Annotated in this window: 10 protein-coding genes; 2 read left to right on the top strand and 8 right to left on the bottom strand. The window is 71.5% G+C overall.

What is annotated here, in order from left to right; translation table 11 throughout:
- Positions 1–132: 132 nt before the first annotated feature.
- Entirely contained in the window at positions 133–327 is a 195-nt protein-coding gene (locus tag A1QA_RS0104550) for a hypothetical protein (RefSeq protein ID WP_017177742.1), read from the top strand.
- A gap of 180 nt (positions 328–507) precedes the next feature.
- On the opposite strand, the gene pulA (A1QA_RS0104555) is transcribed toward A1QA_RS0104550, so the two are convergent.
- From pulA (A1QA_RS0104555) to A1QA_RS13475, 7 genes are all read right to left on the bottom strand, one after another.
- Positions 508–3,351 (bottom strand): pullulanase-type alpha-1,6-glucosidase, encoded by a 2,844-nt coding sequence (pulA, locus tag A1QA_RS0104555; RefSeq protein ID WP_017177743.1) that lies wholly within the window; start codon positions 3,349–3,351, stop codon positions 508–510.
- A gap of 142 nt (positions 3,352–3,493) precedes the next feature.
- Positions 3,494–7,561 (bottom strand): pullulanase-type alpha-1,6-glucosidase, encoded by a 4,068-nt coding sequence (pulA, locus tag A1QA_RS0104560; protein WP_017177744.1) that lies wholly within the window; start codon positions 7,559–7,561, stop codon positions 3,494–3,496.
- Positions 7,562–7,721: 160 nt separating this feature from the next.
- On the bottom strand, positions 7,722–8,219 hold the full coding sequence (locus A1QA_RS0104565) for an RloB family protein (RefSeq protein ID WP_425265724.1): 498 nt from the start codon (positions 8,217–8,219) through the stop codon (positions 7,722–7,724).
- A 94-nt stretch (positions 8,220–8,313) separates the two neighbouring features.
- Positions 8,314–9,609 carry an AAA family ATPase gene (locus A1QA_RS0104570; RefSeq protein ID WP_017177746.1) on the bottom strand — a complete coding sequence of 432 codons (1,296 nt, stop codon included), beginning with the start codon at positions 9,607–9,609 and terminating at the stop codon, positions 8,314–8,316.
- 147 nt (positions 9,610–9,756) lie between these two features.
- Entirely contained in the window at positions 9,757–12,924 is a 3,168-nt protein-coding gene (locus A1QA_RS0104575) for an Fn3-like domain-containing protein (RefSeq protein WP_341858221.1), read from the bottom strand.
- Positions 12,891–13,655 (bottom strand): S8 family serine peptidase, encoded by a 765-nt coding sequence (locus A1QA_RS16455; protein ID WP_017177748.1) that lies wholly within the window; start codon positions 13,653–13,655, stop codon positions 12,891–12,893. The genes A1QA_RS0104575 and A1QA_RS16455 overlap by 34 nt, the downstream gene beginning before the upstream one ends.
- A 211-nt stretch (positions 13,656–13,866) precedes the next feature.
- Positions 13,867–19,161: a S8 family serine peptidase gene (locus A1QA_RS13475; protein ID WP_017177749.1), complete on the bottom strand. Its 5,295-nt coding sequence runs from the start codon at positions 19,159–19,161 to the stop codon at positions 13,867–13,869.
- A 453-nt stretch (positions 19,162–19,614) separates the two neighbouring features.
- On the opposite strand from A1QA_RS13475, the gene A1QA_RS0104595 reads away from it, so the two are divergent.
- The gene (locus tag A1QA_RS0104595) at positions 19,615–20,850 is read left to right on the top strand and encodes a PLP-dependent transferase (RefSeq protein WP_017177751.1); all 1,236 of its coding nucleotides are present in this window, start codon (positions 19,615–19,617) and stop codon (positions 20,848–20,850) included.
- A gap of 7 nt (positions 20,851–20,857) precedes the next feature.
- On the opposite strand, the gene A1QA_RS0104600 is transcribed toward A1QA_RS0104595, so the two are convergent.
- Positions 20,858–22,051, bottom strand: a complete 1,194-nt coding sequence (locus A1QA_RS0104600; RefSeq protein WP_017177752.1) for a Fic family protein — start codon at positions 22,049–22,051, stop codon at positions 20,858–20,860.
- Between the last annotated feature and the right edge of the window lie 11 nt (positions 22,052–22,062).

A 22,062-nucleotide genomic window follows, 5' to 3' on the forward strand; every position in this document is an offset into this window, starting at 1 on the left:
GCCTGAGACCCTCCTGAGACAAGACCGTCCTACCAAAGGATGACGCCCCTTGACCCTTGGGGTGATGCCGTTGTCCCATGGCTCCACAACAATGGAGCCATAACAGAGCTCCCTGACCCCTAGGAGATCATCGTGACCCGTCGTCGCACCCTGGCAGGCGCCCTCCTCGCCGCCTCCCTCCTCACCGCTGTCGCCCCGGCCGCCTCGGCCGCTGAGGCGAGCCCCCAGGCTCCCCAGGCCGCCTCCCAGTTCGATCAGTCCGGCAACGCGGTCGCCCCGAACTACTGGTACATCCGCTGTGCCTACTTCTGGGGCTTCCTCTGTTGAGGTAGCACCCCATATTCGTTCACCTTCCTGTGCGGAGCGTGGGCCCGTCTCTTTCGAGACGGGCCCACGCTGTTTCTCGGGGCTCCTCACCTACCAGCGCCCCTCACCCGCCGCCGGGCGGCAGGACCCCACACCCCTCAAGGCAACCTGAAGGGGCCACACGGCCCCGCACCCCCGCCCTTAGAGCTCGACGAGGACTGCCACCGTGCGCCCAGGAACGCGCAGCTCACCCGTGGCCGGATCGAACACGGTCCCCTTGACGACGTCGTCCGCGCCCTGGGCCTGGATGGGGCCAAGATGGAATCGGCGCCCCGTCATCGCCTCTGGGCGCACCACCGCCTCGCCAGCTCTCGCGTTGATGACCACGGCGAGGCCGTCGAGGGTCGGGTCGAGATCACCGGGCCCAGCGCCGTCGTCGATCACCATGACGATGACACCCGGATCACCGGTGAAGGGGAAGGAGACCCGCTCCCGGATGAGCTCGGCGCTGCCCAGGGCGAGCAGCGGGGTGGAGCGCCGCAGCCGCAGGAAGTCGAGGCATTGGGCCCGGGTCGCCGCGATGCGCTCGGCGGTGGGCCGCAGCTCGGGGCGGGTGAGCAGCCCGGCCTGTATGAGCCAGCGATCGAAGTTGCGCTCGGCCGGGGGAAGGCCGTGACCCCAGCCGTTGTCCGCGCAGGACCAGTCGAGGGCGTTGAAGTGGTCACCGGAGTTGTAGGAATCGCGGTCGAGGGACTTCGAGCGCAGCATCTCCGCACCAGCGCCCCAGAACGACGGCGACTGCCCGAGCGCCACCACGCCCAGGCACAGCGCCGCCATGCGGGCCCGGGCCTCCATCGGCTCGTCCGGGCGCAGCTTGTAGGCGAGGATGTCGAAGAGGGTCTCGTCGTCATGGGCATCCACATAGTTGATGGACTCCGCCGGCGCCGAGCCGAAGGCAGCGGGGTCCGTGCCGTAACGCAGCTCGTCGCCCCGCACCCAGCGGCCGCAGCCGGAGTGCAGCACGACGTCGCGCAGGTTGCCCGCAAGGGCGATGCGGATGAGGTCGCCGCGCCAGATGAGATCCGCTTCCCGGCCATGCGTGGGACGGGCGTCGAAGGGCGAGGGCGGTTGCGCCAGGCCGGTCGCCAGCCCCTGGCTCTCCCTCGGGTCGGCGTCCACGACGCTTCCGCCGCGCAGCGCGTCGCGCAGGCGGTCGTTGAAGCAGCCGATGCCGCTCCCGGCCAGTTGGCCCTGGGTGGCCTGGACGAAGAGGCGGTTGTCCTCCACCTCGCCGAAGTTCCAGCCCTCCCCGTAGAGGAAGGGCTCGTGGCCGATCGCCTCGGCCGCCTCCGCGCGCAGGGCGTCGCGCACGGCGCGCATGGTGGCCGCGGAATGGTGGCCCATGAGGTCGAATCGGAAGCCGTCGGCCCGGTAGTCGCGCGCCCAGCGCACGCACATGTCGATCATGAGGCGCTCGGCCATGGCCCGCTCGGTGGCGATGTTGTTCGCGCAGGTGGAGGCCTCGATGGCACCCGTGGAGTCGAGGCGGTGGTAGTAGCAGGGGACGATGCGGTCGAGCACGGAGCGCGGGTCCTGCCCGCTGGCCGCGGTGTGGTTGTAGACCTGATCGAGCACCACCTGAAGGCCCATGGCGTGCAGGGCGCCGATCATCTCGCGCATCTCGATGATCCGGGCACCGCCGTCCTGATGTCCGTCACGCGCGTAGGAGCCCTCGGGGACGCCCCAGTGGAAGGGGCCGTAGCCCCAGTTGTAGGCGTCGTCGTCGGCGACGGCGGCGATCGCGGCCTGGGGACGGCGCGAGGCCGGGTGGGCGTCGGCGGGAATGTCGGGGATGGCCTGAGCGGATCGGTCCTCGGGGATGGAGGCGATGTCGAAGGTCGGCAGGAGGTGGAGGGTGTCGATGCCGGCATCGGCGAGTTCGCGCAGGCTACGGGTCCCGGCAGTGTCCGCGCCGAAGGCCGCGTAGGTGCCGCGCAGCTCGGGCGGGCAGGTGGGGTCGGCGGCGGAGAAGTCGCGCACGTGGAGCTCGTAGATGGCGCGGGCGGCGTCGCCCCCGAGCTCGCTGCCCGCGGCGGGGGCGGCTTGGCCAGCCCATGTGGAGGGGGCGAGGGCGGGGTCGGTGAGGTCCACGGCGACGCTGCGCCGCGAGTCCATCGTCAGGGCAGTGGAGTAGGGGTCGGTGACGAGGTTGGTCTCGATGCGCCCGGTCTCGGGGACATAGACCCGCACCTCCCACAGGTACTGGTCCCCCGTGCTGATGCGGGGGCTCGCGGGCACCTCCCAGCGGCCGTCCGCGCGGCGCTGGGCGGGGGTGCGCAGGGGCTCGCCGTCGACGAGGGGGACGGAGCCGGTGCGGTCTCCCGTGGACCAGCTCAGGAGCGCGACCTCGACGGCGGTGGGGGCCCAGAGGGCGAAGGCCGGCCCGTCGTCGTGAGCACCGGTGCCGCCCCACGTGGGGCCGAGCGGCGCCGAGCCATCGCGGCTGGCGGCGCCGCCGTAGAGGAGGTCGAGGAGCGGCCAGATCTGGACGCCGGTGCAGGCGGTGATCCAGTGCCCGACGGCGTCGGTATCAACGGTGCGCTGGACGATCGTGAGCTGGCCGGTGAGGGCGGCCGCGACGGAGTCGTCGGGCAGGCGGCGCCCGGCGATGGGGTCCCGCGTGCTCAGCGCCAGGTAGCCGGCGAGCGGCGGGTGCGTGCTGAGCGCCTCGGGCAGGACGTCGTCGAGGATGCCCGCGACGATGAGGGGGACGACGAGGGCGCCGTCGCCGAGGCTGAGCAGGCCCTCCGCGACCGCGGTACCGCCGCGCGGGCTGACGATGAGGTCGAAGGAGACTGGCGGGCGGGCGGTCGAGCCGAGGTCGGAGGGGAGCACGCCAGCGGGCAGGAGGCTCGCGGGCCAGGCGAGCGTGGTGGCGTCGAGCCAATAGGCGCGGGACTCGCGCGCCCCGGGGACCTCGTGCTTGACCGGTGCCTCATGGTGGGCACTGGGCGCGGTGCGCCGACGCCCCCTCGCGTCCTTCATGGGCTCACCCTCCCATGCCCAGCCCCCGCGATCCACCCCCTTCGCCGAGACCGGGCGAACAGCACGGCGAGATTCCGATCTGTGGAAAACCGCCCGGTTTCGCGGTGCTGTTCGCCCGGTCTCGGCGATCAAGGGGTGGGGGTTAGGGGGTCAGGCGGCCGGTGGCGGGGTCGAGGTAGTACCAGGAGGCTCCCTCCTTGAGCCATCCGGTGCGCATCGCCCCCGTGCGGCCGTCCAGGTAGTACCAGGCTCCGTTGATCCACTGCCAGCCGGCGGCCATGGCCCCGTCGGGGGCCAGGTAGTACCAGTGGCCGCCGGTGGCGATCCACCCGGTGATCATGTGGCCCCAGGCGGGCTCGAGGAAGTACCAGTGCCCGCCCACGGCGGTCCAGCCGGTGGCCATGGCGCCGTCGGGGCGCAGGTAGTACCACAGGGTCCCCACCCTCACCCATCCGGTGGCCATGGCCCCGGTGGCCGGGTCGAGGTAGTACCAGGACCCGGCGTCCTTGAGCCAGCCGGTGACCGCCTGGCCCGTGGCCGGGTCGACATACGTCCAGGCGCTGCCGGTCCACACCCACCCCGACGCCGACGGATCAGGCGCCGGGCTTGGGCTGGGAGCGGGTGTCGGGTCGGGGCTCGGCGCGGGGCTCGGATCCGGCGTCGGGCTCGGCTGCGGCGTCGCCCCCTGCTTCTCGGTGAGCACCGCGACGGTGCGCGCGGGCACGGTCACCGTGCCGGTGGCGGCGTCGAAGGTGGTGCCCTTGACGACCTCGTCAGTGCCAGCGGCCTGCACGTCCGACAGCGCGAAGCCCCGCCCGGCCAGCCCCGGGACCACCTGGGTGATCGGCTCATCCGAGGCGTTGAAGACGGTGAGGACGCCCGCGAGCGCGGGGTCGGAGTCGACGCCGCCCGCAGAGCCGTCCGCGGGGTCGTTCACGAGCATGGTGATGACACCGGGGGCCTGCTCGGGCCCGGAGCCGGGGAAGCTCAGCTTGGCCTTGATGAGCCCGGCGTCGCCGAGGCTGAACAGGGGCGTGGAGGAGCGCAGTCGCAGCAGGTCCATGGACTGGGCCTGCGCGGCGGAGATATCCGCGGCCGACGGCTTGAGGGTGGGGTCCTGGAGCAGCGGCGTCATGATCGGCCACTTCTCACCGTTCTTGGACTTCACCGGCAGTCCCTTGCCGAAGCCGTTGTCCTGTCCGGACCAGTCGATGGCGTTGAAGTGGTCACCGGAGTTGTAGGAGTCGCGGTCGAGGGACTTCGAGCGCAGGCCATCGGTTCCGGCCGCCCAGAACGACGGCGACTGCCCGAGCGCGACGGTGGCCAGGCTGACAGTGTTCATGCGGACGCGGTCTGCCATGGGGAGGTCGGTTCGGAGCTTGAAGACGCCGAGGTCGTAGAGGGTCTCATTGTCGTGGGCGTCGACGTAGTTGACCGATTCCTCGGGTGAGGAGGCGTATCCGGCCTTGGCCCCGTTGTAGTCGAGCTCGGCGCCGGTGCGCACGGTCCCGTCGGAGGCAGTGAAGGAGTAGTCGGAGAGGTTGCCGGCCAGGCCGATGCGCACGAGGTCGGTGCGGTGGGCGAGGTCGGCCTTCTGATCGGCCTCAGGGCGCGGGTCGAGCCCGTTGGGGTCGGTGACGGCGCCGGTCCCGAATCCCTGGTAGGTGCGGTGGTCGTCGTCGAAGGGGCCACCGCCGTGGACGGCGTCGCGCAGGCGGTCGTTGAAGGTGCCGATGCCGGTGCCGCCGAGCTGACCCTGGGTGGCCTGCTGGAACAGGGCGTTGTTGGCGACCTCGCCGAAGTTCCAGCCCTCGCCGTAGAGGTAGATGGCCGAGCCGTCGACGCCGTCCTTGTCCGGGGTGAGGGCGCGCAGCGCGTCGCGCAGGCGCACCATCGTGTCCTTGGAGTGGTGACCCATGAGGTCGAAGCGGAAGCCGTCGACGTGGTAGTCACGGGCCCAGGTGACCACGGAGTCGATCATGAGGCGCTCCATCATGGCGTTCTCACTGGCCGTGTTGGAGCAGCAGGTGGAGTTCTCCACCACGCCGTCGGCCTTGAGCCGCTGGTAGTAGCCGGGCACGACGCGGTCGAGGACGGAGGTCGCGTCCTGCCCCGAGGCGGGGGTGTGGTTGAAGACCTGGTCGAGGACCACCTGGTAGCCGGCGCCGTGGAGCGCGCCGACCATCTCGCGGTACTCCATGATGCGCGCCCCGCCGTTCTGGTTCTCAGCGGTGGCGTAGGAGCCCTCGGGGGCGGTGTAGTGGTAGGGGTCGTAGCCCCAGTTGAAGCCGTCGGTGTCCGCGGTGGAGGCGACGGCGGCCTGTTGCTCCTCGCTGGCGGGACCGGCGTCGGGAACGGGGGCGGTCACCTGCTTGGCGCGGTCCTCGGGGATGGTGGCGATGTCGAAGGTCGGCAGGAGGTGGATGGTGTTCATGCCGGCATCGGCGAGGGAGCGCAGGTGCTTCATGCCGTCGGAGTCGGACTGCGTGAAGGCGCGGTAGGTGCCGCGGTAGGACTCCGGCACGGTGGCGTCGTGAATGGAAAAGTCGCGAACGTGCAGCTCGTAGATGGTGTGGGCGGCGTCGTTGGCGAGGGTCGGGGCGGTGGCGCTGGACCACTGCTGGGGGGCGAGCGAGGGCGCGGAGGCATCCACGGCGACGGACCGAGTGGAGTCGGTGGTCAGGGCCGTGGAGTAGGGGTCGGTGACGAGGTTGGTCTCGACCTTGCCTGTGGCGGGCACGTAGACCCGCACCTCCCACAGGTACTGGGAGCCCGCGGCGATGGCGCCGTCGGCGTTGTCCACGCTCCAGCGGCCGTCGGGCCCACGGGTGGCGGCGGTGCGCACGGCCTCGCCTCCCGCCTCAGGGGCGCTGCCGGTCTCCGACGCCGTGCCCCAGGTGAGCAGGGTGGCGCTCTTGGCGGTGGGGGCCCACAGGTGGAAGGAGGGGCGCGCCCCGTCCCAGACGACGCCGAGCGGGGCGGAGCCGTCGCGGGCGCTGGCGGGGAAGAGGGCGTCGAGGGCGGGGGCGAGCTGGATGCCGGTGAAGGCGGTGGCGCCGGTTCCGTCCGCCCCCTGCTGGACGACGCCGACCTGCCCGGTCAGGGCCTCCTCCACCTGCGCTCGGGTGAGGGCGGGGGCGCCGTCGGCGCCGGTGAGGCTGGCGGCGATGTAGCCCCGGAGGTTCGGGTGGGCCATGAGGACGGAGGCGGGCAGGTCCCCGGTGATGCGCAGCGGTGTGAGGGTGCCGCCGGTGACGACTCCGTCGGTGACGGCGGCCCCGCCGTCGGGGGCGGTGACGAGGCTGAGCGAGATGGGAGCCCCGGGAACGGGCGAGCCCTGGGCATCGACGACGGCGTCACGGCTCACCCCGGCGGGCAGGAGGCTGACGGGCCAGGCCAGGGTGGTCTCGTCGATCCAGTAGGCGCGGGATTCGCCGACGCCGGCGACGCCGGGGCTCGCGGTGGTGATGCCCAGGCGGTGGTCGGCGAGGGTGTAGGTGAAGTGGACCTGCTCGCCGGCCTTGGTGGTGAAGCTGTAGTTCTCCCCACCGGCGGCGCCGTCGACGCCGTAGTTCTCATCCCAGGCCAGGCCGTGGGCGACCTTCACCTGGTGCGTTCCAGGCGGCAGCGAGGAGGTGGAGTAGGACCAGGTTCCGTCGCCGTTGGGGTGCATGAGAGTGGCGAGGCAGGCGGGGGCCCAGTTGCCGCCCTGGTCGCCCTGGGTGCAGCCGAGCGCGGACTGGAAGTCGCCCGGCAGGGTGATGGTGGGGCCGTCGGCGGTGCTCCAGGCGCGGTGGGTGGCGGGGTCGTAGTAGAAGGTGATGGGCCCGCCAGCGGTGGTGTACTCGATGTCGCCGCCGCCGGGGGCGCCGTCCTTGCCGTAGTTGGTGTCCCAGGTGCCGCCGACGGCGACCTTGTACTGGTAGGTCCCGGCCGGCAGGGTGAAGGTACCCGTGTGGATGCCGGACTCGGGGTCCTTGGTGAGGGTGGCGGCAGCGCAGTCGGGGCTCCAGTCGGCGGCGCAGCCCATGGCCGTGTTGTGGGTGCCGGGCAGGGAGATGGCCTCGGCGTCGGGGGCCGCGGAGGCGGGCGGGGGCACGGTGAGCCCGGTGACCCCGAGGAGCGCGAGCGCCAGGCTGAGGGTGGCGAGCAGGCCTGTCAGGAGCGCCCGGGAGGTGGGCCGCGATTGTGGAGTGGAGGGATGGGGCATGGTCGTCTCCAAGGAACGTCGTTGTTCTTACCGGTCAGGGCGCCAGGGACAAGGTAAGTGTGCGCCCGCCTGCAAGATACTGCAAGCCGTTTCATGGAGGTGGTCCCGCGCGCCTCGCCCGCCGAGACCGGTCGACATCAGGATCGAGACCGGTCCGGCCTCAGAGGAGTCCGAGGCTGTGCATGAGGTGCGGCATCGTCGTCGACGGGCAGGGGCCCTGGGTGTCGATCGGCGGCTCGGGGACGCCCGCGAGGCGGCAGCGCCAGGCGGCGTCCGCGACGGCATCCCACGGGAAGTCCTCGGGGAGGTGCTTCTCCTTATCCTGGGGCACATGCGCAATCTGCGCGTAATGACGCTGGGCGTCACGTTGGTCCTGGTAGTTGCGCACCTGCTCGTAATGGGCAGTGAGCCACACCTCGAAGCAGGGGACGGAGACGACGCCGTGGACTGGGTGTTTCTTCCTGCTCAGTCTTTCGCAGGCCCGCAAGAAGTCGGATCGATCCGTGCCGTCGTGGTCGACGATGATCCAGATCTCGTCGAAGTCAGTGAGGTTCGAGCGATCCCCCGAGAGTTCCTTGATAAGGGTGCGAGGATCTCCGTTGATGAAGCGGACGGTGAGGGCGATTGACCGCCCAACCTCCCGTTTGAGGCGCTCCACGTACGCCTTCTCGGTCCGCCAACCGTTCGTGACCACGAGGATCGCCCGGCGCTGCTCGCGGGGCATTCGCCTCTGGGGACGCCGTCGGCCCATCTCAGGCCTCCGTTGCCGCGAGGACGCGGCGCAAGCCGGAAGAGTCGACCCTGGGCACTCCACCGAGAGCACCGACGAGGTAGCGCTTCTCCTTGTTGCTGCCCCGGCGCAGATCGGTGAAATCAGCCAACGAGTAGATGATTGAGGAACCGTCGTCATCCTTCTCGCAGAACCATGCCTCCGCCGCCTCAAGCCTGGGAGTCGGCGCATTGCCCAGCAGCGAGGCGTCATGGGTGGTGGCGATGAGCTGGGCGCCGGTCGTGTTGAGATCCGGGTCTTGGAACATCTCGATCAGCGCGGCGGTGAGGTGGGGATGAAGGCTCGCGTCAAGCTCGTCAACGACGAGCACTCCCCCGCGCCGCAAGGTATCGACGGCAGGGCCAGCGGTCGCGAGCCAGGTGAGGGTGCCCTCGCTCTGAGCGCCAAGACCTAGACGGCACTCCGCACCGTCAGGACCACGATGGATAAAGGCGAGAGAATGGCGGAGCCGGCGAAGCAGCTCGTCGGGGATCTCAGCATCCTCGCCCTGAGGGCGGCCGATCAGCGAGCGGATCTCCTCCAGCACCTTCGGGTGGACCTCCTGCTCCTCGAGCTCGACGCGAAGGACCCCCAGGTCCGCCATCTGGGCGAGCACAGCGGTTGCGTTGGTCCACATCTCGGGGGCTTTGGCGAGCCGGGTTGTCAGCCAGCGGATCCGCGCGAGCCTCTCTTCGTCTGTGTGATGGATGAACGAAGTGGCGCGCAGCGCCTGAACAAGAGGGAAGAGGGTCTCGTGGTGGTAGCGGAAGGCCACAGCGAGGAAGAGGTCATCCACACCCGTGAGCTTCTTGACCTCACGATTGGGGCCGCGAAGAGAGGAAGCCGTTGAGACCTCCAAGGGGGCGTCCGCGTTCGCCTGGCCCCGCGTGAAGACCTTCTTCCATCGCGCGCCGACCTCCCAGAGTTCCTCACTCGAGATACCCCAGGCCTCAGCCTTGAGCGTGTAGGAGAAGCGCCGCTCATCGGCGGTGAACTCGAGTCGGTAGGTGGTGGGCTCCGCGGCATCCGGCCTGAACCTGTCTGGCTGGTGGAGGATGCCGCGCCGACCGTCGATCGCGCGGCGCAGCACCTCAAGGGCATCAAGCAGGGTCGACTTGCCGGACGCGTTGGCGCCGTAGATCGCGGCCACGCGCTGGGTCTCCTGGATCCAGGAGGAGCCAGGCTTGGGGGTGAGGGTCTTCAGGGACGGGCGGACGAGATCGAGGACGGCCTCGTCCGTGAAGCATCGGAAGTTGGTGACAGAGAATGCCAGCAGCATGCTCACACCCTATCTTAAGTGACGCTATTGCGGAAAATTTTTCCTCATCTAGTGCGATATTGGCGTCGCGCTCCGCCCGCTCAGTGCCGGCTCAGCGCCGACTCCGAGCAGGCCTCAGTGCGAGCTCACTGCGAGTTCAGCGCGTCGTCACTCGTCGGCGCTGCCATGGGCTGCCGCGCTCCGGCGACGGCGCCACACGAGAGCCGCGCCGGCGAGCGCCGCAGCGGCGGCCAGGCCGAGCATCCCCGGCACATCGGCACCGGTGCTGGCGACCTTCCCCGCGTTCATCGGGGGCCGCCCCGTGGCGGGAAGACCAGCGTCCTCCGAGACACCGGGCCCCGGCAGCGGGACGGGCATCTGGCCCGGCTGGCTCGGGCGCACGCCCGGACCCGAGCCACCGCCAGTGCCACCGCCGGAACCACCAGAGCCGTCGCCCGACGGCGGCTGCTCCTGGTAGGCGATCGTGATCGTCACCTGGCGGGTGACAACCCGCCCGGCGGCATCCGTGGCCACCAGCGTGACCGCGTTCGCCCCCTCAGTGAGGACCGTGTTCGGCGCCAGCGACAGCGTCGTGTCGCCCGCGGCGGTGGCGGAGCCGTCGTCGGTCACGGAGTAGTTCTCCAGGACCTTCGCCGCCACGGCGGCCTGATCGGCCAGCGCCCCGCGGTCGACGGTCACCGTGGCCAAGTCCGGCCCGTTGATGACCGCGTCGGCGTCCACGACGACGGGGATGGTCGCCGTCGTCGTGTTGCCCGCGAGGTCCGTGGCCGTCACGACGACGACGTGCGCCCCGGCGGTCATATCCGCCGTCGGCACGGGGATGCTGAGCGAGCCCGCGTCCGCCGAGTCAGTCGCCTCGGCGAAGGGAGTCCCGGGAGCGGCCTCCCCGGCGCCAGCGGCGGCAGCATCGCCCGCAGCGTTCCCAGCGCCAGCATCTCCGGCAGCGGCAGCGGCGCCTCCGCCGGCCCCTCCCGCAGCGGCGCCCTCGGCGGCCTCGGCGGCCTCAGTTCCACCGGCGCCGGCGGCGGCCTCGGCGCGCCCGTGCGCGTGGCCGTGGCCGTCGTCGCCACCGTGGCCGTGCCCGTCGCCGTCCGCCTGAGGGCGGCCCACGGGGGCCAGCACGGCCTCGACGTCGGTGCGCTGCTTGGCGCGCGCCGTCGCCGCCGAGCCCAGCGCCTTGCCGTCCACGCTCACCTCCAGGGAGGCCAGGTGGGAGTCGGTGGCGGTGGCGCTCAGCTCACGGCGGTCGCGGATGACCTCGCCGTCCTTGACCCCGGACAGGGTGGCGCCGGGCGCCTCCTTGTCCACGTGGACGGGGATGGTGGCGCGCACGGCGTTGTAGACCTCATCGGTGGCGTCGACGAGGATCGTGTCCCCGTCCTTGACCGCGAGGCTCTCCGCGAAGTCGCGCTTGTTCACCTTCGCGCCGGGGTTGTTGTAGCGGTGGAAGTCCGCCGCCATCTCATTGTTGAGGCGCAGCTTGTAGCCCCACCCGTCGTCGGAGATCGTTCCCTTGAAGTCCACGGAGTCGGCACTCGTGTACAGCTCGCCGCCGTAGAGGACCGGCTCGGTGAAGTCGATCGAGGGCGGCTTGATGTCGACGTAGAGGTTGATGAGGGACTCCACGACAACCTTCCCGGCGGCGTCGCGCGCGACCATGCGGAAGGTGCTCATGCCCATGGGCGCGGGCAGGGGCACGGTGAAGGTGTCATCGTCGGCCATGGTGGCGCTGATGGGCGTGCCCTCGGTGAGCTTGCCGTCCTCGGTGGCGCGCGAGGCGGGGATGAAGTCGATGCTCGCCACTCCCCCGCTCGTCGTTCCGCGCGCGTTGAAGACGCCGTCGGCGGTGCGATCGGTATTGGCGGAGGTGAGGTAGCAGTTCCCGGCGGGGCTGCACTCGCCGTTGCTGATGGCGACGGTGGCCTCGGAGCGGGTCTCCCCCCGGCCCTTGATGGGGACGACCTTGTAGCCGGTGTTGGCGCCGTCGCTGGCGACGAAGCCGAGGTAGTTGGTCTCCCCGTCCACCGAGGCAGCCAGGGTGAAGGTGCCGTCGTCGTTGATGGCGACGGACTGGCCGTTCATGTTGAGCGTCATGCCCGAGGGCTTGGCCCGGTCGTCGGTCACCCGGCCGGTGACGTTGACGGTGCCGTCCGCTCCGAGGATGGCCTTGCCCTCCTCGTCGACGCCGCCGATGTAGCGGCTGATGTTCTCGTCATCGCCGAGGTCGATGACCTGGTTCCCAGCCGAGTCCAGCACCGAGTATCGGATGGTGCGGGCGTTGCGCATGAGGAGCAGGCTGGGAATGGCGGAGTCGAGGTGACCGTCGCCGTTGGGGGACATGGCCCGGACGGTTCCCTTGCCGTCGTCGAAGGGCAGGACGGAGGAGGGCATGGGGCCCACCAGCGCGGTGGTGTCCTCGACGGCGCCGGGCCCCCAGGTCTGGCCGGCGGGCTGGATGATGCTCTCGGCGTTCCAGTCGCCCACGAATCCCAGGTAGGGCACGACGAGATCGGGCGCCCCGGTGCTGGAGGCGAGCTTCGCCCAGCCCTCGATGAAGTGGGTGGAGGCCGTGTCCGGGGACAGGGTGAAGTCCACGGTGGCGGTACCGCCCGCGGGGACGGTCAGCGCCTCGGCCGAGGCGCTGAGGGTCTCCGAGGACACGAGCGTGGAGGTGGCCTCGCCAGCGGCGTTGGTCTCCGTGATGACCTGCTGGGCGGGCACCGTGTAGGTGGCGTCCGCGTCACCGCGGTTGGTGAGGGTGACGGTGAAGGTCCTGGGGGCGCTCACCTCGCGCAGCGCCACCGAGGGCGAGCCGTCGACGGTCGCGGTCACAGGGGTGTCCAGGGCCTTGTCGATCTGCGCGAGCCCGGCGCCGACCTGCTGGGCCGGCTTGGCGGCCAGGGCGTCGCGCAGGGCCAGGCCCTCGCTGCGGCGCAGGGAGCCGGAGAAGAGCGTCACGTCCTCCAAGCCGCCCATCCCCGGGAAGAGCTCGCCGCCCTCCTCGGAGTTGTAGACGAGGACGCCGACGGCGCCGCGGGCCTGAGCCTGGGCGATCTTGTCCGCGTAGGCGTTCTCGCCGCGCTCGGCCAGCGCGACGGCCCCTGTGAGGTCGGCGCCGGCGGCGTAGTCCTCGGCGCGGCCCAGGCCCACGTGGATCAGGGGGTGGGAGCCCGTCAGGGTGGTGCCGGAGCCGAGCTGGTAGGCGAAGCGCAGGGCGCCATCCCCCCCGCCGAGGGTCCCGTGCGGGGCGGTGACGCGGGTGTTGTCCAGCGAGGCGACGGTCAGCGCCGATCCGTGGACGGCGGGGTCGCCCACCGTCCCGTCGTCGAAGCGGCCGACGAGGTCCTGGGTCTCCTGGTTCGGGGAGAAGTTGAGTCCCTCGTTGCCCGCGGCGACGACGGTGAGCAACCGGCCTCACGCGCTCGCTCGATGGCGGTCCAGGCGCCGTTGGAGGAGTCGCGCACCCCGTTGGGGCCGCCCAGGGACATGTTGATGACGTCTGCGCCCATCTTCACCGAGTCCTCGATGGCGGCGATGATGTCCGAGTCACGGGCGTCGTGCTCGTGCGCGTCATTGGAGAAGACCTTCATGGCCAGCAGCTGGGCGTTGGGGGCGACGCCGTCGATGCGCCGCGACGTCTCGAAGTCGGGCTCGGCGCCCTGCGATCCGTTGGCGGCGGCGATGCCGGCGACGTGCTGGCCGTGCTGCGACTCCGTCAGGTCGCGGATCTCGAAGGACTCATCGGCGTAGTTGTAGCCGTTGGGGACCTTGCAGGTGAACAAGCCGCCAGAGGGGTTGACCTCCTTGATGTTGGCCGCGCCGCAGTCGTCCAGGCGCAGGTCCGGGTGGGAGGGGTCGATACCGGAGTCGAGGACGGCGATGAGCGAGCCCGTGCCATCCGCCTTGTGGCTCTTGAGCGCCGCGGGCACGCCCTCGAGGTCTCGGGCGACGTGCTCGGTGGGGTGGTAGAGGCGCTCGCGGCGCACGGAGGCGACGGCGGGATCGGCGGCAGCGGCGCCAAGGCACGTGAGCGGGGAGAAGCGCACAGATTGCTCCTGGATAACGGGGATAGGGGTGTCGCGGGCATCCGGCGCGGGCTCGTTGGGGACGAGGCGGACCCGCTTTTGCGATACCCATACTCATTATCTCGAAGGAGTCACAGCCGGGCTCGCGCGAGGCGTTGGGGCCGCCGCCTCTCCAGGAAGGCGGCGGCGCCAACGGCCTGCCCCGCTCGCTCAGTGCGAGGTCAGTGCGAGCTCAGGGCGTCACTCGACGGCGCCACAGGAGCGCTCCACCGACGAGGATCGCCACGGCGGCCATGCCCAGGGCGCCCGCGGTGTCGGCGCCGGTGCTGGCCACGGCCCCCGCGTTCATCGGCGGCCGGCCGGAGGGCTGCCCCCCGGCGTCGACCACCTGGCCCGGCCGGGGCGGCGCAGCGGGCAGCTCACCGGGCTGGCTCGGCCGAGTCGCCGGCGCGCCGTCGGCCGCCGTGCCGCCGTTCCCGGAGCCATCCGCTGCGCTGGCCCCACCGCCCGGGCTGCCCGGGCCTCCCGGACTGCTCGTGGCGCCCGGCCCGGGAGTGGCGCCATTCCCGCCCCCTCCGGGCGAGGTCTGATCCGCCACGGAGATCGTGATGGTGACCTGGCGGGTCACGATCCGGCCGGCGGCGTCGGTGGCCACAATCGTCACGGTGTTCTCCCCCGGCGCGAGCACGGTGCCCGGCGCCAGCGACAGCGCGGTGTCGCCGGTGGCGGTGGCCGAGCCGTCGTCGGTCACGGAGTAGAGCGCGAGAACCTTCGCGCCCACGGCCGCCTGATCAGCCAGCGCCCCGGGCTCGACGGTCACCGTGGCCGAGTCCGGCCCGTTGATGACGGCGTCGGCGTCCACGACGACGGCCCTCGACAGGGTGGTCGTGTTGCCGGCGAGGTCGGTGGCGGCCATGGTGATGACGTGGGTTCCCACGGCCATATCGGCCGTGGGCACGCCGATATTGAGGGCGCCGGCGTCCGCCGAGCCGGTCTGCTCGGCGAAGAGCGCGCCCGGGCCAGCGGCACCGCCACCGGAACCGCCACCGGCATTGCTGTCGGCCGCGCCGTTCGCCCCGGCCGCGCCACCCTCGCCAGCGGCTGCCGGTCCCGCGCCGTCAGCGCCGGCTCCGGCCGCTGCCGCGGCATCCCCGCCGCCCGCCGCCTGGCCCGCCGGCGCGAGGACGTCCTCGACGTCGGTGCGCTGCCTGGCCCGGGAGGTGGACAGCGAGTCCAGCGCCTTGCCGTCCACACTCACGGACAGGCTGGCCATATGGGGGTCGGTGGCGGTGGCGGTCAGCTCGCGCTTGTCGCGGATGACCTCGCCGTCCTTGGCATCGAGGGCGGCCGCGGGGGCCTCCTTGTCCACGTGCACGGGGACGCCGGCCTGAAGCGAGTTGCCCAGTGCGTCCACTGCCCCGATGTACAGCGTGTCGCCGTCAGCAACAGCGAGGGACTCGGAGAAGTCGCGCTGGTTGACCTGCGCCCCGGGGTGGAACAGGCGGGTGAAGTTCGCCGCGACCTCGTTGTTGAGGCGCAGGGTGTAGCCCCACTGGTCGTCGGAGACGGTGCCGGCGAAGGCCACGGTGTCCTGGTTCGTGTAGAGCTCGCCGCCGTAGAGCGCGGGCTCCGTGAAGTCCACCGACGGTGGCGTCACGTCCACGTACAGGCTCGCGACCCCCTCCATCAGGGTCTTCCCGGCGGCGTCACGGGCAACGACCCGGTACTGGGTGACACCCGACGGCGCGGGCACGGCCGCCGTGAAGGTGCCATCCGCGGCGACGGTCGCCGTGATCGGCGTGTTCTCGCCGATGGCGCCGTTCTCGGCGGCGCGCGACCCGGGGGTGAGCTCGACACTCGCCACGCCGCCGCTGGTGGCGCCGCGCAGGGTGAGGACGCCGTCGGCGCTGCGATCGGGGGAGCTGGAGGAGATCTCGCAGATCATGTTCCGGGAGCACCCGCTGTTCGTCAGGCTGATGGACGGGGCCTCGGGCGCCTGCGCCCGGCCGGCGACAGGGACAGTGATCGCGGAGGTGTTGGCGCCGTCGTCCAGGGCGATGCCGAGAGACGTCGTGGAGGCGTCGATGGTCGTGGCGAGGCTGAAGGTGCCGTCGTCCTTGATGGTCACGCCCTGCCCGTTGATGGTGAGGATCATCTGCTCGGGCGTGGCGCGGTCGTCGGAGACGGTGCCGGTGAGGCTGATCGCGCCGTCGGCGCTGGCGATCACCTGCCCGGCCGCGTCAACGCCGCCGGTGAGGGTGACGGTCGGCGGGGTCGTGTCGCGGACGACGGTGACGGCGAACTCGTCGATGAGGGCGCCGTCGGCGCCGTAGCCGCGCACCATGACCGTGCCGGCCGGGTGGCTGCCGGCCAGGGTGGTGGCGAACTCGCCTCCCGCGAGGGGGGCGTCGGCGCCGTCGACCGTCACCCGCGTGATGTCCGGGGTGACGAAGCCGGTGATGGGGATGTCCCGGGTCTCGTCGGCGCCGAGGATGACGCTGGCGGAGCCGAGGTGGCCGTCGACGGCGACGAACATCCCGGAGGAGGCGTAGATCGCGTGCTTCTCGGTGACGTTGTAGCCGGCGTCGATCGCGCTGATCGTCGCGTACGGCGTGGAGCCGGCGAGGGTGGCCGTCCAGGAGCCGTCCGGCTGCTTGGCGACGGGCGCGGTCGTGCCGTCGGCGAGGATCACCATGGGGTCGCCCATGAGCCCGGAGCCGGAGTCCGCCACGCTGAAGCGCACGGAGGTCTCGCTCTTGCCCAGGATCGTGACGGTGGGCGCGGTGGTGTCGATCGCCAGGGGGAGGTCGACGGTCTGCCAGTCGTAGTCCTCGCTCAGGCGCGCGGAGACCCGGTAGGTGTACTGGCCGTCGGGCAGGGGCTGGACGGCTCCCGCCTGGGCGTTCCAGGCGGTGCCGTCGAAGGGCGCTCCCCCGTGCCCGAGCAGACCGCTATTGGCGGGGTTGGCGAAGCTCTGGCCCGTGTAGCGCTGGACGTTCTGCTCATCGCCCAGGTCGACGACCCGGTTGCCCGCCGCGTCGAGGACCTCGTAGTGGATGTCCCGAGCGTTGCGCATCATGACGAGCGAGGGCAGGGCGGCGTCCATCTTGCCGTCGCCGTTGGGCGACACGGCGCGGCGCTGGCCACCCGCGGCGGCGACGGGCACCGTGTAGGCGTCGACCTTGCCGACCAGACCCGTGGTGTCCGTGGCGCCGCCGGCGATGCCCCAGGTCTGGCCCTCGGGCTGGATGATCGACTCGGCGTTCCAGTCGCCCACGAATCCCAGGTAGGGGACGACGAGATCGGGGGACCCCGTGGTCGAGGCGAGGCGGACCCAGCCCTCGATGAAGTGGGTGGAGGCGGTGTCCGGGGCGAGCGTGAGGTCCACGGTGGCGGTGCCGCCCGCGGGGACGGTCACCTCGTTGCTCGACGCCGTCAGAGTCTCCGTGGCCGAGACGGACGTGGTGGTCGGCGCGCCAGCGGTGTTGCTCTCCGTGAGGACCTCCTGGGCGGGCAGCGAATAGGAGGCGTCGGCGCCCGAGTGGTTCGTCAGGGTGACGGTGAAGGTCCTGGGGGCCTTCACCTCGCGCAGCGCCACTGACGGCGAGCCATCGACGGTGGCGCTGACAGGCGAGGCAAGGGCCTTGTCGATCTGCGCCAGCCCGGCGCCCACCTGGCGGGGCGCGGCAGGGCTGCCATCAGCCGCGGTCGGGACGCTGGCGGTGTTCATGAGCAGGGTCTTGGCCAGATCGATCCTCTCGGACCCCTGGACCTGCGGGGAGCGGGTGGCCAGGTCGTGGAGGAGCAGCGCCCCCGTGCCCGAGACGTTCGGCGCGGCCATCGAGGTGCCCTCCATGGTGGCGTAGCCCGCGGAGCCCACCGTGGAGTAGACAGCGCCTCCGATGCCGGCGATCTCGGGCTCGAAGTCGAGGTTCTGGGTGGCGCCCCAGGAGGTGAAGGACGAGGGGGTCACGCCTCCCGGGTAGGGGATCGACCTCGTCGAGCTGTCGAAGCGGATCCGCAGGTCTGGGTTCTCGGCCAGGGCAGCGCGGATCGCCTGGGCCCGGTCGGGCGAGGTGATCGCGGAGAACAGGGGGAAGGCCTCCGCGCCCGCCGGGTTGATGGGCTGGCCCTGGCCCATCTGGGGATTGAACAGGAGCACGCCCGCTGCCCCGTGGGCCTGCGCGTTGGCGAGCTTGTCCGTGAAGGAGTTGTCCCCGTACTCCACCAGGGCGATGGCGCCGGTGAGATCGGCTCCGGCCGCGTAATCCTCTGCGCGCCCCAGCCCCACATCGACGACGCGCGACGGCGAGCCCGGCGCCGCCCCGCCGAGCCGCCCGTAGTCGAAGGAGATGGCGGTCTCGCCCTCGCCGAGGGCGCCGCGGGGCACCGTGACCTGGGCGTTGTTCAGCGAGGCGACGGTGAGCGCCGACCCCTGGACGCCGGGGGTGGCCACGGTTCCGTCGTCGAAGCGGCCCAGCGTGTCATCCGGGCCTTGAGCGGCGGAGAAGTTGAGGCCGTCGTTGCCGGCGGCGGCGACGGTGAGGACGCCCGCCTGACGGGCCTGCTCGATGGCCGCCCTGGCGCCGTCGGAGGAGTCCGGCACGCCATTGGCGCCGCCCAGGGAGAGGTTGATGACGTCGGCGCCCATCTTCACCGAGTCCTCGATGGCGGCGATGAGGTCCCCATCGAGGGCCTTGCCCCCCTTGGAGGGGTCGTTGGAGATGACCTTCATGGCGAGCAGCTGGGCGTTGGGGGCGACGCCGTCGACGCGCCCGGAGGTCTCGAAGTCGGGCTCGCTGCCCTGCGATCCGTTGGCGGCGGCGATGCCGGCGACGTGCTGGCCGTGCTGGGAGCCGGTGAGATCGCGGATCTCGAAGGACTCGTCGGCGTAGTTGTAGCCGTTGGGGACCTTGCAGGTGAACTGGCCGCCGGTGGGGTTGACCTCCTGGATCTTGGCCGCGCCGCAGTCGTCCAGGCGCAGGTCCGGGTGGGAGGGGTCGATACCGGAGTCGACGATGGAGATGACCGTGCCGGTGCCGTCCGCGCCGTAGTTGGCCAGGGCCCCGGGGACGCCCTCCTGGCTCCGGGCGGAGTACTCGCTCGGGTAGTAGACGCGCTCCCTGCGCACCGATGCCACGGCGGGGTCGAGGGCGAGCGCATCGATCTTGTCCGCCGGCATCGTGGCGGTCATGCCGTTGACGAGGTAGCCGAAGCGGTCATCGACCTGCAGGCCATAGGTGCCGCTCCAGGCGGCGATGAGGGCGTCCTGCGCCGCGAGGTTCGCGGACTCCGCCGCCGACGACGGCGAGGTCGGCTGGTCCTTGAGCATGACGACGACCCGGACCTGCTCAGCGGTCCCGGCCTGGGCCTGGCCCGCGGCCTCGTCGACGGCCCGCTGGAGGATGGGCGGCGCGGCGGGCGTGGCGGCGGCCTGGCCCAGGAGCGCCTGGGGAAGAGCGAGCAGCAGTGAGAGCGCGGCGGCCCCCATGGCGGTGCGCAGACGCGAGGACGGCGAGAATCGCACAGGCTTCTCCTTCGGGGAGAGTGGGGATTCGGCTATGGGTGGGAGATGGGGAACCGGCCCGAGGCGCGCCTGAGCGCCGCTGACCAGGGCGAGAGTACCGCGCTGTGTGAACGTTGTGTGACGGAATGGGGCGGATCGCTCGACATCGTCACTGACCAGATGCTGACCGGATGCCGGGCGGCGCTTGACCGACCGGCCGGTGGCGGCACTACCGTCCCTCCCATGACGACCTCGATGACCATGCCCCGCGCCCAGCGACTGCGCGCCGACGGCATGGGTCGAATGCGGATGCGCTGACAGCGCCAGCCGTCGCTGTCCCCCATCACGGTCAGAGTCCGAGGCCGCTGCCGCTCGCGGCGCTCGTCGACTCCGCTCCCGCTCGGAGGCGGGACGCGTTCATCACTGCCCACCCGGCCCCTCCCCCCGCACCTGCGCGCCCTTCCGAGGATCACCATGACCAGTTCGCCGAGCACCGTCCCCGCCAGTACCCCCGACGCCCCTCGCTCCTCCGCCCGCACCTCCCCGGTTCACCGCCACCCCACCTGGGACGCCGGCACCTCCTGCTCCCGCGGGACCGGGCCCTCCTTGCGGATCGCTACACTGCTCGCGCAGGCCGGCACCCGCACCGACCCGTCCACCGGCGCGATCACGACGCCGATCCACCTGTCCACGGCCTTCGGGCACCCCAGCCTGGGCGAGTCCACCGGCTACGACTACACGCGCACGGCCTCCCCCACCCGCGACGTCGTCCAGGACGCCCTGGCCAGGCTCGACGGCGGTGCGGCCGGCTTCGCCCTGTCCTCGGGGATGGCGGCGATCGAGCTGGCGATCCGCGCGCTGGCGCCCGCGGGATCGAGGATCGTCGCCCTGGAGGACCTCTACGGCGGCACCTACCGGCTCCTGGAGGTGCTCGCCTCCGAGGGCGCGTACGAGGTCGACTTCGTCCTGGGCGACGAGGGGCTGCGCGAGGCGCTGGGGCCGGAGCGGCCCGCCTCCCTCGTCCTCGTGGAGTCGCCGACCAACCCGATGATGGCCCTCATCGACATCGCGGCCGCCGCCCGGCTCGCCCACAGCGCGGGGGCGCTGCTCGCCGTCGACAACACCTTCCTCACCCCCTACCTGTGCCGCCCCCTGGAACTGGGCGCCGACGCCGTCCTGTACTCGGCGACGAAGTACCTGAGCGGGCACAACGACGTCATGGCCGGGGCGATCGTCGTCTCCGATGAGGAGGCGGGTGACCGTGTCCAGTACCGCCTCAACACCACCGGCGCGACCCTGTCCCCCTTCGACTGCTTCCTCCTGCTGCGGGGCCTGAAGACCCTGGGGGTGCGCATGGACCGGCACGAGGCGAACGCGCGCGCCGTCGCCGCCGCGCTGGAGGAGAGCCCCCTGGTGGAGCGGGTGCTCTACCCCGGGCGCAGCGGGATGGTCTCCTTCGAGGTGACCGAGGGCGTGGATATCGGGACGTTCCTCGGGGCGCTGACGGTGTTCACCTTCGCCGAGTCGCTGGGCGGGGTGGAGTCCCTCGTGACGAACCCGAGCGCGCAGACCCATGCCGACGTGCCGCCGGAGCGGCGGGCCGCCTATGGGCTCTCCGACCGCCTGCTGCGCCTGAGCGTGGGCATCGAGGACGCCGAGGACCTGGTGGCCGACCTCACCCAGGCCCTCGAGGCCGGGGCGGCGGCCTGAGCCCTCGCTACGGCGCCTCGCGCCGGCCTGCGCGCGCGGCGAAGGAGTCGATCGCCGCGAGGACCTCGTCGCTGCGCCACAGAGTGCCCAGCCGGTACTCCTTGGTGGCGATGAGGATCCCCGCATCGGTGAGCGCCGCGAGCGCTGGGTAGACGTTCTGCGGCGCCGATCCCAGGAAATCGGCGGCCATGGCCGCGTCGATCACGGGGCGCCTGGCCGCGAGGTCCAGCAGGCGCCATGCCCCCGAGGTGCGGCGCGCGGTCAAGCGCTCGTCCCATCCCTCGCGGATGCCGTCGATGTCCTCGACGAGCTGGCGGGTGTTGACAACGGCCCGGAGCGCCGCCCGGGACAGCGCCTGGACGATCTCCTCAGGCCGTCCCTCGCGGTAGGCCATCAGGGCCCTGTGGTAGCCGCCGACCTCCGCCAGGAGTCCTGCGGACACTGGCACTGCGACATTGCGGGTAACGCCTCGGGCGCGCAGCATCGCCTGCACGAGCGCGCGCCCCGTTCGGCCATTCCCGTCGGTGAAGGGATGAATGGTCTCGAACTGGGCGTGCGTCAGTGCGACGTGCGCCAGAGGAGGGAGATCCGTTCGCGCCATGAACGCCACCAGGTCCTCCATGAGTCCCGGGACGTGGCGGTGGTGGGGGGCGACGTACTCGGCGCCCCGGGGGCTGTCAGACCGGGTCCCGATCCACACAGCTTCATCGCGCCACCGGCCTGTGGGATGAACAGCCTGCCCCTCCATGAGGGTGGCGTGCATGCGGAGGATCGCATCGACGGTCAGCTCATTGGCGAGATCGAGTGCCGCCGTCATCATGCGGGTGTTGGCGACGATCTCCTTGGCGTTGCCCCCGGTCCGGGCGCCCAGCTCGGCCCCGAGGACTGCCCGCGCGCTGGCCGTGAGGTTCTCGATCTGGGACGAGGACGCGGCCTCCGAGCGCAGGAGGATAGGAGAGAAGGAGGCGAGGCGCTCGCCCAGGGCGCTGTCGAGGCGGGTCAGCTCCCGAGCGGCCTCGTCGGCCTCCTGGCTGGTGTCGGGATCCAGCATCGGTGAGCAGGTGGCGATCTCGGGAACCACTGCTCCCTCGTATGTCACCGGTCCACGGGTGCGGGACGACGGCGCGCCCCACTGGGGCGCGATCGCCTTCCATTCCAGCGTCTCGCGCCCCACCTGGGGCCACGTGCTCGTCTTGTCCATACTCATACAGG

It is taken from the genome of Actinomyces timonensis DSM 23838 (assembly GCF_000295095.1).
Lineage (GTDB): Bacteria > Actinomycetota > Actinomycetes > Actinomycetales > Actinomycetaceae > Actinomyces > Actinomyces timonensis.